The sequence below is a fragment of the Streptomyces sp. NPDC041713 genome (assembly GCF_055591085.1).
In genome coordinates this window covers 1-14157 of the sequence record NZ_JBVIZY010000012.1, presented here as the reverse complement: position 1 = coordinate 14157, position 14157 = coordinate 1, and the positions used below count along the sequence as shown (strand labels likewise).

The 14157-nt window shown below is 71.5% G+C and carries 11 protein-coding genes; 3 read left to right on the top strand and 8 right to left on the bottom strand.

Features of this window, described 5'->3' with window-relative positions:
- Positions 1-45: 45 nt before the first annotated feature.
- From glpK to ACZ6CV_RS29740, 5 genes are all read right to left on the bottom strand, one after another.
- A complete protein-coding gene (gene glpK, locus ACZ6CV_RS29760) occupies positions 46-1566 on the bottom strand; it encodes a glycerol kinase GlpK (protein WP_362371863.1) in 1521 nt (506 codons plus the stop codon).
- A gap of 22 nt (positions 1567-1588) precedes the next feature.
- A complete protein-coding gene (locus ACZ6CV_RS29755; RefSeq protein ID WP_469253990.1) occupies positions 1589-2344 on the bottom strand; it encodes an MIP/aquaporin family protein in 756 nt (251 codons plus the stop codon).
- Positions 2345-2692: 348 nt separating this feature from the next.
- Complete coding sequence (locus ACZ6CV_RS29750) at positions 2693-3883, bottom strand: lipid-transfer protein (RefSeq protein WP_469254202.1); 1191 nt, start codon at positions 3881-3883, stop codon at positions 2693-2695.
- Positions 3880-4305 carry a Zn-ribbon domain-containing OB-fold protein gene (locus tag ACZ6CV_RS29745; protein WP_469253988.1) on the bottom strand — a complete coding sequence of 142 codons (426 nt, stop codon included), beginning with the start codon at positions 4303-4305 and terminating at the stop codon, positions 3880-3882. The genes ACZ6CV_RS29750 and ACZ6CV_RS29745 overlap by 4 nt, the downstream gene beginning before the upstream one ends.
- Before the next feature lie 213 nt (positions 4306-4518).
- Complete coding sequence (locus ACZ6CV_RS29740; RefSeq protein WP_469253986.1) at positions 4519-5325, bottom strand: M15 family metallopeptidase; 807 nt, start codon at positions 5323-5325, stop codon at positions 4519-4521.
- 73 nt (positions 5326-5398) lie between these two features.
- Here ACZ6CV_RS29740 and ACZ6CV_RS29735 point away from each other — a divergent pair, with 73 nt between their 5' ends.
- Positions 5399-5929: an NUDIX domain-containing protein gene (locus ACZ6CV_RS29735; RefSeq protein ID WP_469253984.1), complete on the top strand. Its 531-nt coding sequence runs from the start codon at positions 5399-5401 to the stop codon at positions 5927-5929.
- A gap of 16 nt (positions 5930-5945) precedes the next feature.
- Here the strand turns inward: ACZ6CV_RS29735 and ACZ6CV_RS29730 are convergent, their stop codons facing one another.
- Positions 5946-8309, bottom strand: a complete 2364-nt coding sequence (locus ACZ6CV_RS29730) for a glycoside hydrolase family 31 protein (RefSeq protein WP_469253982.1) — start codon at positions 8307-8309, stop codon at positions 5946-5948.
- A gap of 213 nt (positions 8310-8522) precedes the next feature.
- Here ACZ6CV_RS29730 and ACZ6CV_RS29725 point away from each other — a divergent pair, with 213 nt between their 5' ends.
- Together ACZ6CV_RS29725 and ACZ6CV_RS29720 are read left to right on the top strand one after the other, a co-directional pair.
- Positions 8523-10508, top strand: coding sequence for an acetoacetate--CoA ligase (locus ACZ6CV_RS29725; RefSeq protein WP_469253981.1), 1986 nt, complete (start codon positions 8523-8525; stop codon positions 10506-10508).
- Between the two features lie 88 nt (positions 10509-10596).
- Positions 10597-11487, top strand: a complete 891-nt coding sequence (locus ACZ6CV_RS29720; protein WP_469253979.1) for a hypothetical protein — start codon at positions 10597-10599, stop codon at positions 11485-11487.
- 60 nt (positions 11488-11547) lie between these two features.
- Here the strand turns inward: ACZ6CV_RS29720 and ptsP are convergent, their stop codons facing one another.
- Together ptsP and ACZ6CV_RS29710 are read right to left on the bottom strand one after the other, a co-directional pair.
- Complete coding sequence (ptsP, locus tag ACZ6CV_RS29715; RefSeq protein WP_469253977.1) at positions 11548-13218, bottom strand: phosphoenolpyruvate--protein phosphotransferase; 1671 nt, start codon at positions 13216-13218, stop codon at positions 11548-11550.
- Between the two features lie 77 nt (positions 13219-13295).
- Positions 13296-13745 (bottom strand): PTS sugar transporter subunit IIA, encoded by a 450-nt coding sequence (locus ACZ6CV_RS29710; protein WP_362371890.1) that lies wholly within the window; start codon positions 13743-13745, stop codon positions 13296-13298.
- Positions 13746-14157: the final 412 nt, after the last annotated feature.

Below are 14157 nucleotides of genomic sequence, written 5' to 3'. Positions count from 1 at the left end.
CCCGTACCCCCGCCGACCGGGGTACGAGCCGCGGCTCCGCTCGGCTCAGCCCTCGCCGCCCTCCAGCCAGCCGAAGCTCCGCTCCACCGCCTTGTGCCAGTTCTGGAACTCCCGGTCCCGCGACTCGGCGGCCATCTGCGGCGTCCACTCCACGTCCCGCTGCCAGTGCGCCTTGAGCTCGTCGAGGTCGTTCCAGACACCCGTGGCGAGCCCGGCCGCGTACGCCGCGCCCAGACAGGTCGTCTCGGAGACCTTGGGCCGGATCACCGGCACACCCAGGACGTCCGCCTGATGCTGCATCAACAGATTGTTCTTGGTCATGCCGCCGTCCACCTTGAGGTGGGTGAGCCGCACCCCGGAGTCCTGGTACATGGCGTCCACGACCTCGCGGGTCTGCCAGCTGGTCGCCTCCAGCACCGCACGCGCGAGATGCGCCTTCGTCACGTACCGGGTGAGCCCGGTGACGACACCGCGCGCGTCGGAGCGCCAGTACGGGGCGTAGAGGCCGGAGAAGGCCGGCACGATGTACGCCCCGCCGTTGTCCTCCACGCTCGCCGCGAGCGGCTCGATCTCGTCGGCCGAGCGGATGATGCCGAGCTGGTCCCTGAACCACTGCACCAGGGCGCCGGTGATCGCGATGGACCCCTCCAGGCAGTAGACCGCGGCCTCGGAGCCGATCTTGTAGCCCATCGTCGTGAGCAGCCCGTTCTTGGACGGGACGGGACGGTTGCCGGTGTTCAGGAGCAGGAAACTGCCCGTCCCGTACGTGTTCTTGGCCGAGCCGGTGTCGTAGCAGGCCTGCCCGAAGACGGCCGCCTGCTGGTCGCCGAGCGCGGAGGCGACGGGCACCCCGGAGAGCTGGCCCACGGCCGTGCCGTACACCTCGGCCGAGGACCTGATCTCCGGCAGGACCGCCTCGGGGATGTTCATCGCCGACAGGATCGACGGGTCCCACTGGAGCGTCTCCAGGTTCATCAGCATGGTGCGGCCCGCGTTGGTGACGTCGGTGACGTGCTTGCCGCCGTCGGTGCCGCCCGTGAGGTTCCAGATGAGCCAGGAGTCGATGGTGCCGAAGGCGATCTCGCCGCGCTCGGCACGGGCCCTGAGCCCCGGCACGTTGTCGAGCAGCCAGGCCGCCTTGGGCCCGGAGAAGTAGCTCGCCAGCGGCAGTCCGGTCTGCTCGCGGAAGCGGTCCTGCCCGTCCGCGCCGCCCAGTTCGTTGCAGAGCCCCGAGGTGCGGGTGTCCTGCCAGACGATCGCGTTGTGCACCGGCTTGCCGGTGGCGCGGTCCCACAGGACCGTGGTCTCCCGCTGGTTGGTGATGCCGAGCGCGCTGACCTGGTCGGCGCGCAGTCCCGCCTTGGCTATCGCCCCCGCGACCACCGCCTGCACCTTCGACCAGATCTCGGTGGCGTCGTGCTCCACCCAGCCCGGCTTGGGGAAGATCTGGCGGTGTTCGCGCTGGTCGACGGCGACGATCGCGCCGTCCTGGTCGAAGATGATGCAGCGGCTCGACGTGGTGCCCTGGTCGATGGCGGCGACGAATTTCCCGGAGCTGTCCGGCATGGCTACCCCTTGACGAGACGATTCAGAAGGCTGCGTTGTAGATGACGCCCGCGAGGGCCCCGCCGATCAACGGTCCTGCCACCGGCACCCAGGCGTAACTCCAGTCGGATCCGCCCTTGTTGGGGATCGGCAGGAAAGTGTGCACGATGCGCGGGCCGAGGTCGCGCGCCGGGTTGATGGCGTACCCCGTGGGCCCGCCCAGCGAGAGGCCGATGCCGACGACCAGGAAGGACACGATGAGCGTCTGCGTGCCGGACTCGCCGAGCCCCTTGGTCAGGCCGAAGGCGAGGATCGGCAACACCAGCGCCATGGTCGCGATGACCTCGGTGATGATGTTGGCGACCGGGTTCCGGATCTCCGGAATGGTGGAGAAGATGCCGAGCGTCGGCGTCGGCTGGTGCACGCCCTCCACGTCGCCCTTCGCACCGCGCGCGACGTTGGCGTTGAACTGCGCCAGGTAGACGAGGTACGCGAGGACGGCGCCCAGCATCGCGCCGACCATCTGCCCGAGCAGATAGACCCAGACCTGGTCCCAGTCGCCGGTGTCGATGGCGATGCCGAGCGTGACGGCGGGGTTGAGGTGACCGCCGGAGAGCGGCCCCGCGGTGTAGGCCCCGGCGAGCACACCGAAGCCCCAACCGAAGGCGATGACGCCCCATCCGGAGGCCTTCGCCTTCGAGTGGCTGAGCGTGACGGCGGCGCATACGCCGGCGCCGAGAAGAATCAGGATCGCGGTGCCGATGACCTCACCGACGAAGACGTCCCCGTTCGAGTACATGGCGGCTCCTAGGCCCTCGCCCGGGGCGGTGCGCCCCGGTCCTCCGTGCAGGGTGCGGTTCCCACGACCGCTGCCTGGATACGCCCGGCTGCTGCAACCGGAGGCAGGGGTCTCCCGCGCCCCGCCCGGCGTCCATGACGAGCGTGCCGTCGCCGTCGGATCGCCCGGGGGGATGACCTGTTGACCAGGCCCTTCACCGGAACCCGTCGCGCTCAGAGGGTCTGGGCGCCGGGGCCGGGGTATGGCGACGCCGACTGACACCCGGAAGTGTTCACCGGAGGTGATGGAGCGTCAAGGTCGCGGACGGCAACGGTTCACCCGCGCGACACCGGCCCCCGCCGAGCGGGGTCAGCGCACCGCGACGACCGACGAGCCGTGCCCGAACAGGCCCTGGTTCGCGGTGATGCCCACTCGCGCCCCATCGATCTGCCGCGCCCCTGCCGTCCCCCTCAACTGCCAGGTGATCTCGCAGACTTGGGCGATGGCCTGGGCCGGCACGGCCTCCCCGAAGGACGCGAGACCTCCGCTGGTGTTCACCGGCACCCGCCCGCCCGGCGACGTCGCCCCGTCGCGCAGCAGCTTGGCCCCCTCGCCTTCGCCGCACAGTCCGAGGTCCTCGTACCACTGGAGCTCCAGCGCGGTCGACAGGTCGTACACCTCGGCCAGGGATATGTCCTCCGGGCCGATGCCCGCCTCCTCGTACGCCGCGCGCGCGATGGACGCCCGGAAGGTGCCGTCGGCGGGCTCGACGGCCACTGCCGAGTCGGTGGCGATGTCCGGCAGGTCGAGCACGGTGGTGGGGTACGTGGGCGTGACGGTGGACACCGCGCGGATGCGCACCGGGTCCGGCGCCCCGTGCCGCCGCGCGAACTCCATGCTGCAGAGCACCAGGGCCGCCGCCCCGTCCGAGGTCGCGCAGATGTCGAGCAGCCGCAACGGATCGGCGACGACGGCCGACGCGGCGACCTCGTCGGCCGTGACGGGCTTGCGGTAGCGGGCGTTGGCGTTGAGCGCTCCCGCCGCCGCGTTCTTCACCTTGACCTGGGCGAAGTCCTCCAGGGTGTCGCCGTGCACGGCCATGCGGCGGCGTGCGTACAGCCCGAAGTAGGCGGGGTTGGTCGCGCCGAGGACCCGGAAGCGCAGCCAGTCGGGGTCGTCGGCCCGGTCCCCGCCGGCTGGCCGGAAGAACCCCTTGGGCGCCGCGTCGGCGCCCACCACCAGGACCACGTCGGCCAGGCCCGCCAGGATCTGGGTGCGCGCCGTGTTGACGGCCTGGGCGCCGGACGCGCAGGCCGCGTACACGCTCGCCACGCGCGCGCCCTGCCAGCCGAGGGCCTTGGCGAAGGTGGCCCCCGCCACGTACCCGGGATAGCCGCCCCGGACCGTGTCCGCCCCGACGATCGAGCCCACGTCCCGCCAGTCGACCCCCGCGTCCGCGAGCGCCGCGCGCGCGGCCACCACTCCGTACTCGACGAAACCGCGTCCCCACTTGCCCCACGGGTGCATGCCCGCTCCGAGCACCGCCACCTCGCCGTTCACGCGCCCACCCCCACGGGTCGCCAGTGCCATGTCGTCCACGTCGTGTCGTCGTCCTCGTTCAGCACGCCCGGGACGACCTCCATCTCCATGCCGACCGCCAGATCGGCGACACGGACCCCGGGAGCCCCCTGTCCGAGCACCACCATGCGCTCCGCCGCCAGCTCCACAGCGATCAACGTGTAGGGCTGCCACGGAAGTTCCGGGTCGGAGACGTACGGCGCGGGAGGCCGGTAGCGCCCGTCGGTGTACGACCAGACGCGTCCGCGCCGCGAAAGACCCACCTCGGCCAGCTCCCCGCCCGGGCAGCCGGGGTTGCGGCAGAACCCGTCCTCGCGGGGGAAGAAGACGGCGGCGCACGCCGAACAGCGCGTGCCCAGAAGGCGGAAGTCGTCACCCTCCCCGGCGAACCAGTGGGGCACCACGGGTGTGTGCGTACGGGGCAAGGCTCCTCCAGGCACTCGATCTGACGGAACGTCAGAAGTGTGCCACGGGCCACCGGATTACGTCAGGGGGGTGCGCGTCCCGGGAACGGTGAACCGGACAGCCCTCTTTCGCGTCCGAGTATCGGAGAGGTCGTCCGGGGCCGACGGGGGTGGTCCCAGGCGGCCTCTCCTTGTGCCCCCTTGCCGCCGCGCTCACTTGCCGCGCAGCGACCGGGGCGAGACGGGGAAGTCGAAGTAGGTGTCGGGGAACAGCTCGGGCTTGTGGGTGAAGTGCCACCACTCCTCGGGGAGGTTGCTGAACCCCTGCCGGGCGAGCGCCGAGCGCAGCAGGTCACGGTTGGCCCGCTGCTTCCCCTTGATCCGGGGATCGTCCGTGTGCGCCAGCGGGTCGAAGCAGTCGAACCCCGTCCCCATGTCCACGGAGTTGTCGGGGAAGCGCTCACTCCGCGGCCCGAAACAGGGCCTGAGCCGCTCGCCCGGGACGTACGGGCGGGTCGGCAAGGCGGGTAGCCGCACCACGGTCAGATCCACCGTCGAGCCCCGACTGTGCCCGGACTTCTCCGCGATGTAGCCGTCCGCGAAGAGCCGCGACTTGTCGACATGGGGATAGAACTCCGCCTTCATGCGCTCGTCGCCCAGGTCCTTGGCCCAGCGCACGAAGTGATCGACGGCCCGCTGGGGCCGGTAACAGTCGTACACCTTCAGGGAGTAGCCCTTGCGCAGGAGCACCCGCTGCGCCTTGTGCAGCGCCTTCGCGGTGGGCGCGGTGAGGATGCACATCGGCTTGCGGTAGCCGTCGACGGGCTCACCCACGAAGTTGTGCGGCGTGATGTAGCGCATCTCCTGGATGATCGTCGGGTCCACGTCGCGCAGCGCGACGAACTCCGGCGGAGCCTTCGGCTCCGGCTTCGCGTGCGCGGGGGAGGGGGCGGCGGCCACGGCCAGCAGGGCGGCGGCACCGAGGGCGATGTTCCGCAGCGCGGGAACAAGTCGGGTCATGCCCCCTGCGTCTATCAGGCACACGGGGGCCCGCGAAAGACCGGCGCGTCGACGATCGGATACAGTCCGCGGCGTGTCCGCATCCCCACACCAGACCAACTCCCGTCCGCACTCCCACTGTTCGAGCTGTGGAGCCTCCTTCGGAGACCGGCCCGCGGACGGGCCCCGCACCTGCGCCGCCTGCGGCGCCGTCACCTACCGCAATCCGCTGCCCGTGGCGGTGGCCCTCCAGCCCGTGTACGACACCCAGGGCACCGGCCTGGTCGTCGTGACCCGCGCCATCACCCCCGCGCGCGGGGGCATCGCCCTGCCCGGGGGGTTCATCGACGACCGGGAGGACTGGCGCCACGCGGTCGTACGCGAACTCAAGGAGGAGACCGGCGTCGGCGCGGACAGCCGCGACGTCCGCCTGGCCGACGCCATGAGCGCCCCCGACGGGTACCTGCTGCTCTTCGGCCTGCTCCCCGAACGCCCCGCCGCCGACCTGCCGCTCTCCGCGCCGACGGACGAGACCGACGGCTGGAACGTGCTGCGCGGCCCGGACGAGCTCGCCTTCCCGCTGCACACACTGGCGGCCCGGGCGTGGTTCGAGGGCCGCTACTGAGCCCCCTGGCGCCCGCTCAACGCCCTAGCCCGCGCACCCGCACCGGACGCTCCGGTGCGGGCCCGGCGCCGCCGTCCTCCCGCTCCACGACCACACGTCCGCTGTTCCACCGCGTCGTGTACCGCTCCAACTCGCCCTCCTCCCACCCGTCCCCGGCGTCGGCCACCACGAGCCCCCCACCCGAAGCCCCCGCGGCCGGCGCCCACGCCTCCAGCTCCATACCGCCGTCAGCGCCCCGCACCGGCACCACCGAGCCCGCACGCGCCAACACCGGGATGCGCGACAACGGAGCGTCCAACAGCACCTTCCCGGGCCCCTCGTACGCCGCGCCCGTCACCGTGTCGTACCAGCGGCCCCGCGGCAGCTGAACCGTCCGCCGCACCGCCCCGCTCTCGAACACCGGCGCCACCAACAGGCAGTCCCCGAGCAGGAACGCGTCCTCGCAGTCCCGCAACACCCGGTCCTCCGGGGCGCCCCACCACAGGGGCCGCACATAGGGAGCGCCCGTACGCCGCGCCAGATGCGCGAGCGTCACGAAGTACGGCAGCAGCCGCCTGCGCTCCGCGAGCACCCCGCGCGCGTGCCCCAGCACCTCGTCGCCGAACTCCCACGGCTCGCGCCGCCCCGCCGTGATCGCCGCATGCGTACGGAACAACGGGAGATACGCCCCGAGCTGGAACCACCGCAGATACAGCTCCGGCGACGGAGTGCCGTCGAACCCGCCCACATCCGGACCCGAATACGGCACCCCGCACAACCCGAGCCCCAGGACCAGGGAGAGCGACGCCCGCAACCCCGCCCAGCTCGTCGAGACGTCGCCGGACCACGTCCCTCCGTAGCGCTGCATTCCCGCCCAGCCGGAACGCGAGAACAAGAAAGGCCGCTCCTCGGGGTGCAGCCGGCGCAGTGCCTCGTACCCGGCCCGCGCCATCGCCAGGCCGTACACGTTGTGGGCCTCCCTGTGGTCGCCACCCCGCCCCTCCAGGCAGTGCCGCGCCGAACGGGGCAGCGTCGTCTCGCCGAACGCCGCGAACGACACCGGCTCGTTCATGTCGTGCCAGAACCCCGAGAACCCCTGATCGAGGCGCTCCTCATAGAGCCCGCCCCACCACTCCCGCGCGCGCGGGTCGGTGAAATCCGGGTACACCGCCTCTCCGGGCCATACGACACCGCGCACCTGCCGCCCCGCGGCATCCCGCACGAAGGCGTCGGCCGCCACCCCGCCGTCGTACACCGCGACCCCCGGCTCGGCCTTCACCGCGGGGTCGACGATCGAGACGAGCCGGGTGCCCGCCCTGCGCAACTCCCCGGCGAACTGGGGCAGCTTGGGGAAGCGCTCCTTGTCGACCGTGAACACCTTGTGCGCCTCGTAGTGGTCGATGTCCAGGTGCACGGCGTCCAACGGCAGCCCGCGCTCCTGATAGCCCGCGACGACCCGGCGCACCTCCTGCTCGCTGCCGAACCCCCACCGCGCGTGATGGTGCCCGAGAGCCCAGGACGGCGGCAGCGCCGAGGGACCCGTGAGCGACGCCCAGGAGTGCAGCACGCGCGCGGGAGGCCCGACCATCGCCCAGTACCGGAGCGGCCCGCCCCCCATCCGCACCTCGCACGAACCGGCCCGGTCGTGCCCCGACCCGTCACCCACCACCCCCTCGCACACCACGACATCGCCCTCCCACGCGTTGTCGTGGAACACCAGATGCGTGCCGGCGTCGGCCACCACCATCTGCACCGGCATGGTGATGTACAGCGGATCGTCGTCAGGACCGAACGAGCCGCCCGGGTCGGTGTTCCACAGCCGGTACGTCCCGTTCCGCAGCCGGGGCCCGCCGGAGCGCCCCCCGAGGCCGAAGAACCGCGCGTCCGCCGCCACCTCCGACCGCTGCACCCACCGCGCCGCCCCGCCCGCGACCGGCTCCCACCAGCGCGGCGGCAGATCACGCCGCAGCAGCACCCCGCCCGGCGTGTACAGCGCGACGCCCCCGAGCCGCGAGACGACGACGGTGACCCGCTCCGACACGACCCGCCAGCCGCCCTCCTTGTCCGGCTCCATGACGGCCCGCGGATCCGGCTCGGGACTCCGGCCCGACAACGCGTACGACGGCTCGGCCTCCGCACCGTCCCAGCCCAGGAAGACCGCGCCTCCGGCGGTCACCCGCACCCGCAGCTCCGCGCGGGCGAACCGCACCACGCCACCCCCGGACGCCGGCTCGATCGACGTCACGGCACCCGGCACCCGCGCCCGCTCCGCGCCACCCCTGGGCAGCGCCCGCGCGTCCGACCGCCATCTGCGCCACGAGGAGCGCACCGTGCGCAACCCCTGCGCCGTGCCGACCATGCCGACCGCCTTCACCGAACGCACCAGGTCACGACCGTTCATGCTGCTCACCCTGCCACCGAAGAAGCCGCGTGGGTGCCGCGTTCAGCTGCCGTTCACCTGGGGCGACGCCACACTGCGGCGAGGCCGACTGTGTGGGGCCCACCCTGGTGCGGAAGTCGATCACATGGCATCGTCCCTTTCAGCCGTGTTCACGCGCACACCCAGCACGTGCGCACTCCACGCATACGACGCGTACAGTCCGGGAGCCGCCCCATGACGTCCTCAGCGAACCCTGCGCCGCTCTGGCAGCCGAGCCCGGAGAGGATCGCCGCCGCGCAGGTCACCCGGTTCCAGGCCTGGGCGGCCGAGCACCACGGAGCCCCGGCCGACGGGGGATACGCGGCGCTCCACCACTGGTCCGTGACCGAGCTCGAGACGTTCTGGAAAGCCGTCACCGACTGGTTCGACGTCCGCTTCTCCACCCCGTACGCGCGCGTGCTCGGCGACCGCGCCATGCCCGGCGCCGCCTGGTTCCCCGGCGCCACCCTCAACTACGCCGAGCACGCCCTGCGCGCCGCCGACGACCCCACGCGCGCGGACGAGCCCGCCATCCTCCACGTCGACGAGAGCCAGGAACCGCAAGCGGTCACCTGGGCCGAACTGCGCCGCCAGGTCGGCTCGCTCACCGCCGAACTGCGCACCCTCGGCGTCCGCCCCGGAGACCGCGTCAGCGGTTACCTGCCGAACATCCCGCAGGCCGTCGTCGCCCTGCTCGCCACCGCGGCCGTCGGCGGCGTCTGGACGTCCTGCGCCCCGGACTTCGGCGCCCGCAGCGTCCTGGACCGCTTCCAACAGGTCGAACCGGTCGTCCTGTTCACCGTCGACGGCTACCGCTACGGCGGCAAGGAGCACGACCGCCGCGACACCGTCGCCGAACTCCGCTCCGAACTGCCGAGCCTGCGCGCCGTCGTCCACATCCCGCTGCTCGGCACGGACGCCCCCGAAGGCGCCCTGGAATGGTCGGCCCTCACCTCCGCCGACGTGGCCCCCACCTTCGAAGCGGTGCCCTTCGACCACCCCCTGTGGGTGCTCTACTCCTCCGGCACAACCGGCCTGCCCAAGGCGATCGTCCAGTCCCAGGGCGGCATCCTCGTCGAACACCTCAAACAGCTCGGCCTGCACTGCGACCTCGGACCCGACGACCGCTTCTTCTGGTACACCTCGACCGGCTGGATGATGTGGAACTTCCTCGTCTCCGGCCTCCTCACGGGCACCACGATCGTCCTGTACGACGGCAGCCCCGGCCACCCCGACACCGGCGCCCAGTGGCGCATCGCCGAGCGCACCGGAGCCACCCTCTTCGGCACCTCCGCCGCGTACGTCATGGCCTGCCGCAAGGCGGACGTCCACCCCGCCCGCGACTACGACCTCTCCCGCGTCACCTGCGTCGCCACCACCGGCTCCCCACTGCCCCCCGACGGCTTCCGCTGGCTGCACGACGCCTTCGCCGACACCCCCGGCGGCCTGTGGACCGCGTCCGTCAGCGGCGGCACCGACGTCTGCTCCTGCTTCGCCGGCGCGGTCCCCACCCTCCCCGTCCACATCGGCGAGCTCCAGGCCCCCTGCCTCGGCACCGACCTGCAGTCCTGGGACCCCCAGGGCAAGCCGCTCATCGAGGAGGTCGGCGAACTCGTCGTCACCAACCCCATGCCCTCCATGCCGATCCACTTCTGGAACGACCCGGACGGCACCCGCTACCACGACAGCTACTTCGACACCTACCCCGGCGTCTGGCGACACGGCGACTGGATCACCCTCACCTCACGAGGCTCGGTGATCATCCACGGCCGCTCCGACTCCACCCTCAACCGCCAGGGCGTCCGCATGGGTTCGGCCGACATCTACGAGGCCGTCGAACGGCTCCCCGAGATCCGCGAATCCCTCGTCATCGGCGTCGAACAGCCCGACGGCGGCTACTGGATGCCGCTCTTCGTCCACCTCGCCGAAGGCGCCACGCTCGACGACGCCCTGCGTGAGCGCATCAAGCGGACCATCCGCGCCGAGCTCTCCCCGCGCCACGTCCCCGACGAGGTCATCGAGGTCCCCGGCATCCCGCACACCCTCACCGGCAAGCGCATCGAGGTCCCGGTCAAGCGCCTCCTCCAAGGGGCGTCCATGGACAAGGCGGTCAACCGCGGTTCCGTCGACCGCGTCGAACTCCTCGACTTCTACGCCGACCTGGCCCGCGAGCGCGCCTGACGCACACGCCTTTCCCCAGCTCAACACCGGTTGTCAGTGGCTCTGGTTACTGTGAGTGAGCATTGATCGACCGAATGCAGGGGGAAGCATGACGCACGCACGACACGACACGATGCGCCGCGCACTGCGCCGCGAAGTCGCCGGAACCATCGGCCTGCTGGCCGACGAGGAGGACTTCGCGGCCATGCGCCGCTACCGCACCTTCACCTTCGACGACCACCAGACCTACCTCCAGCAGGTCGAAGGCCTCCTCAAGACCTTCGCCTCCCAGGGCAGGCACACCACGGTCGCCCTCTTCGACCCCGAGGACTACGCCCAGTACTGCGCGGAGAGCGGCCTGGACCCGGATGCCCCGGCCAGCCGCAGCCGCTTCACCGCCGAACTGGCGGCAGGCGGCCCCACCGTGCCCTACGAGGGCCAGCCCCTCGCCGACCTCGTCCCCGATCTGGTCGACGAGGCGGTCCGCCAGGCCACCTGGGAGTACGCGACGGTGACCCTCGCCCGCATCGGCACCTGCGCGACCTGCGGAGAAGACATCGGACGAGCCGCCTTCACCCGCGCCTCCCGACTGATCACCCGAGCCCTCGACATCCCCGGCCCTGGCACCCGGCACCTGGTGTGCAGCGTGCCCTCCGACCCCGAGACCCTCCTCGCCGCACTCCACGTCGAGATCGACGCCGAAGGCCGCGCACTGCTCGACGACACCGAAGCCATGGAGTTCGCCACCGTCCTCGCGGTCGGCATCGCCACCCACCGGGCGGCCGGCATGGTGCTGCGCTCCAGCGCCGACGGCACCCGCGACCGCGTCCAGGGCTGGCGGATGGACGGGGGCAGGCTCCAACCCCTCACTGCCGCCGAGGTCTTCGACGCGTACTGCACCGACGCCCTCTCCGGAGAGCTCGTCGCCCCGGAATCCAACGTCGACTACTGCGCGGCACCCGACCTCGACGACGCCCCCGACACCGGACACACCCACTGAACGCACCAGGGGCGCCCCACCGCAGCGGTGGGGCGCCCCTGGGACAGGACAAGCGGACGACTACTCGCCCGACAGCACCGCCTGCGCGGCCTTGCGGGCCTCCTCGGCGCTGTCCGCGGCACGCGCCGCCGACGCGGCACGCTCGCACTGCGCCAGCGTGTACTTGTCGAGCGTCGCACGCACGTAAGGAATGGACGCCGCACCCATCGAGAGCGAGGTGACACCCAGACCGGTCAGCACACAGGCGAGCAGCGGATCCGAAGCGGCCTCACCGCACACGCCACAGCTCTTGCCCTCGGCGCGCGCCGCCTCGGCGGACAGCGACACCAGGTCGAGCAGCGCCGGCTGCCACGGGTCCTGCAGCCGGGACACGGCACCTACCTGCCGGTCGGCGGCGAAGGCGTACTGCGCGAGGTCATTGGTGCCCAGTGACAGGAACTCGACCTCCTGGAGGATCGAGCGCGCCCGCAGCGCGGCCGACGGAATCTCGACCATCGCGCCGAACTTCGCCTGCAGCCCCGCCTCACGGCACGCGTCCGCGAACGCCTTGGCGTCGATGCGGTCCGCCACCATCGGGGCCATGACCTCGAGGTAGACGGGCAGCCCCTCGGCGGCCTTGGCCAGCGCGGTCAGCTGCGTGCGCAGCACGTCGGGGTGGTCGAGCAGCGACCGCAGGCCCCGCACGCCGAGCGCCGGGTTCGGCTCGTCGCCCGGCGTCAGGAAGTCCAGCGGCTTGTCCGCGCCGGCATCCAGCACACGGACGACGACACGCCCCTCGGGGAAGGCCTCGAGCACCTTGCGGTACGCCTCGACCTGCTTCTCCTCGGACGGCGCCTTCGTGCTGTCGTCGAGGAAGAGGAACTCGGTACGGAACAGGCCGACACCCTCGGCACCGGCCTCGACGGCGGCCGGCACGTCGGCGGGACCGCCGACGTTGGCCAGCAGCGGCACCTTGTGCCCGTCGGACGTCGCACCCGGCCCGGTCGCCGCGGCCAGCGCCGCCTTGCGCTCGGCGGCGGCAGCCTCGAGCTGCTCCCGCTTCTCGATGCTCGGGTCCACGAAGATCTCACCGGTGCTGCCGTCGACGGCCACAACCGTGCCCTCGACGAGCTCACCGGCGCCCGGCAGCGCGACGACGGCCGGCACCCCGAGCGCCCGCGCGAGGATCGCGCTGTGGCTGGTGGGCCCACCCTCTTCGGTGACGAAACCGAGCACCAGCGCCGGGTCGAGCAGCGCGGTGTCGGCGGGCGCCAGGTCACGCGCGATCAGCACGTACGGCTGGTCGCTGTCCGGGACACCTGGCATCGGCACGCCCAGCAGGCGCGCGACGATGCGGTTCCGCACGTCGTCGAGGTCGGCGACGCGGCCGGCCATGTACTCACCGGCACCGGCGAGCAGTTCGCGGTAGTGGGAGAACGCGTCGTAGACGGCGCGCTCGGCCGTGCTGCCGACGGTGATGCGCCGGTCGACGTCCGACATCAGCTCCGGGTCCTGAGCGATCATCGCCTGCGCCTCGAGGACCGCCTGGGCCTCGCCACCGGCCAGATTGCCGCGCGCATTCAGGTCGGCCGCCACAGCTTCCACGGCCTGGCGAGCGCGCCCCTGTTCACGCTCGGCCTCCTCCGCGGGAATCTGCTTGGCCGGCGGCTCGAGAACCGCCGTGCCCATGTGCCGAACCTCGCCGATCGCCACACCGTGGCTCACACCGACGCCTCGCAGCGTTGTCTCCATTTCACCCGTCTCCGGTAGTGCGACGGGCCGAGCCGTCGCGGTGGTTGTCGTGCCTGCCGTCAGCGACGGCGATGACGTCACTGCCAGCTGAAGAGCGCGTCGCCGGACTTCACTTCGCCGTCCTCGACGAGATCGGAGAGCGATTCGGCCGTGGCCTCGAGCGCCACGATCGGGCACACCGGGGACTTGCCTGCGGCCTCGACGGCCGACGGGTCCCAGCGCACCACGGCCTGGCCGCGCTGCACGGTGTCGCCCTTGTTCACGAGGAGCTCGAAGCCCTCGCCGTTGAGCTGCACGGTGTCGATACCGAGGTGCGTCAGCACACCGTGACCCTGGTCGTCCACCACCACGAACGCGTGCGGGTGGAGAGAGACGACGATGCCGTCCACGGGAGAGACGGCCTCGGAAGGCTCGCGCACGGGATCGATGGCAGTGCCAGGCCCGACCATCGCGCCCGAGAACACGGGATCAGGTACTGCAGAGAGCCCGATGGCGCGTCCTGCAAGCGGGGACGAAACACTGGTCATGGCATGCCTCCCAGGGGGTGGAGATTCGTAGTCGTCGCCACTACCTGTCCTGGACGACGCACTGTTCAGAAGCGTAAGTCATAAGAAGTCCCGGTTCCGCACGATGGGTCCCGGTTGCGGGACGTAGAGGCAGTGCACAAACGATTTGCGCCCACCGGGGACCCGATGTAGAGTCGGACTCCTGCCTGAGGCCGTGGGACGCGGTAAGCGCCCGGCTTCGGCGGCAACCTTCACGTCAGATCCTATCCCCGGGTCCGCCTCCGCATGTCTGCGGTGGGAGTGGTCAGGGAGCCGAATAAGACCTGATAAAGTCGGAGCCGCCGGAAAGGGAAACGCGAAAGCCGCAAGGCCGGAGCGGGAACCGGAAAGGCACCGAGGAAATCGGACACGAAAGAGTCTGATAGAGTCGGAA

What these genes read in the sequence shown, in the direction of transcription:
- glpK (WP_362371863.1), bottom strand. Translation starts at nt 1,566, where the DNA reads ATGCCGGACAGCTCCGGGAAATTCGTCGCCGCCATCGACCAGGGCACC.
- ACZ6CV_RS29755 (WP_469253990.1), bottom strand. Translation starts at nt 2,344, where the DNA reads ATGTACTCGAACGGGGACGTCTTCGTCGGTGAGGTCATCGGCACCGCG.
- ACZ6CV_RS29740 (WP_469253986.1), bottom strand. Translation starts at nt 5,325, where the DNA reads ATGACCCGACTTGTTCCCGCGCTGCGGAACATCGCCCTCGGTGCCGCC.
- ACZ6CV_RS29730 (WP_469253982.1), bottom strand. Translation starts at nt 8,309, where the DNA reads ATGAACGGTCGTGACCTGGTGCGTTCGGTGAAGGCGGTCGGCATGGTC.
- ACZ6CV_RS29725 (WP_469253981.1), top strand. Translation starts at nt 8,523, where the DNA reads ATGACGTCCTCAGCGAACCCTGCGCCGCTCTGGCAGCCGAGCCCGGAG.
- ACZ6CV_RS29720 (WP_469253979.1), top strand. Translation starts at nt 10,597, where the DNA reads ATGACGCACGCACGACACGACACGATGCGCCGCGCACTGCGCCGCGAA.
- ptsP (WP_469253977.1), bottom strand. Translation starts at nt 13,218, where the DNA reads ATGGAGACAACGCTGCGAGGCGTCGGTGTGAGCCACGGTGTGGCGATC.
- ACZ6CV_RS29710 (WP_362371890.1), bottom strand. Translation starts at nt 13,745, where the DNA reads ATGACCAGTGTTTCGTCCCCGCTTGCAGGACGCGCCATCGGGCTCTCT.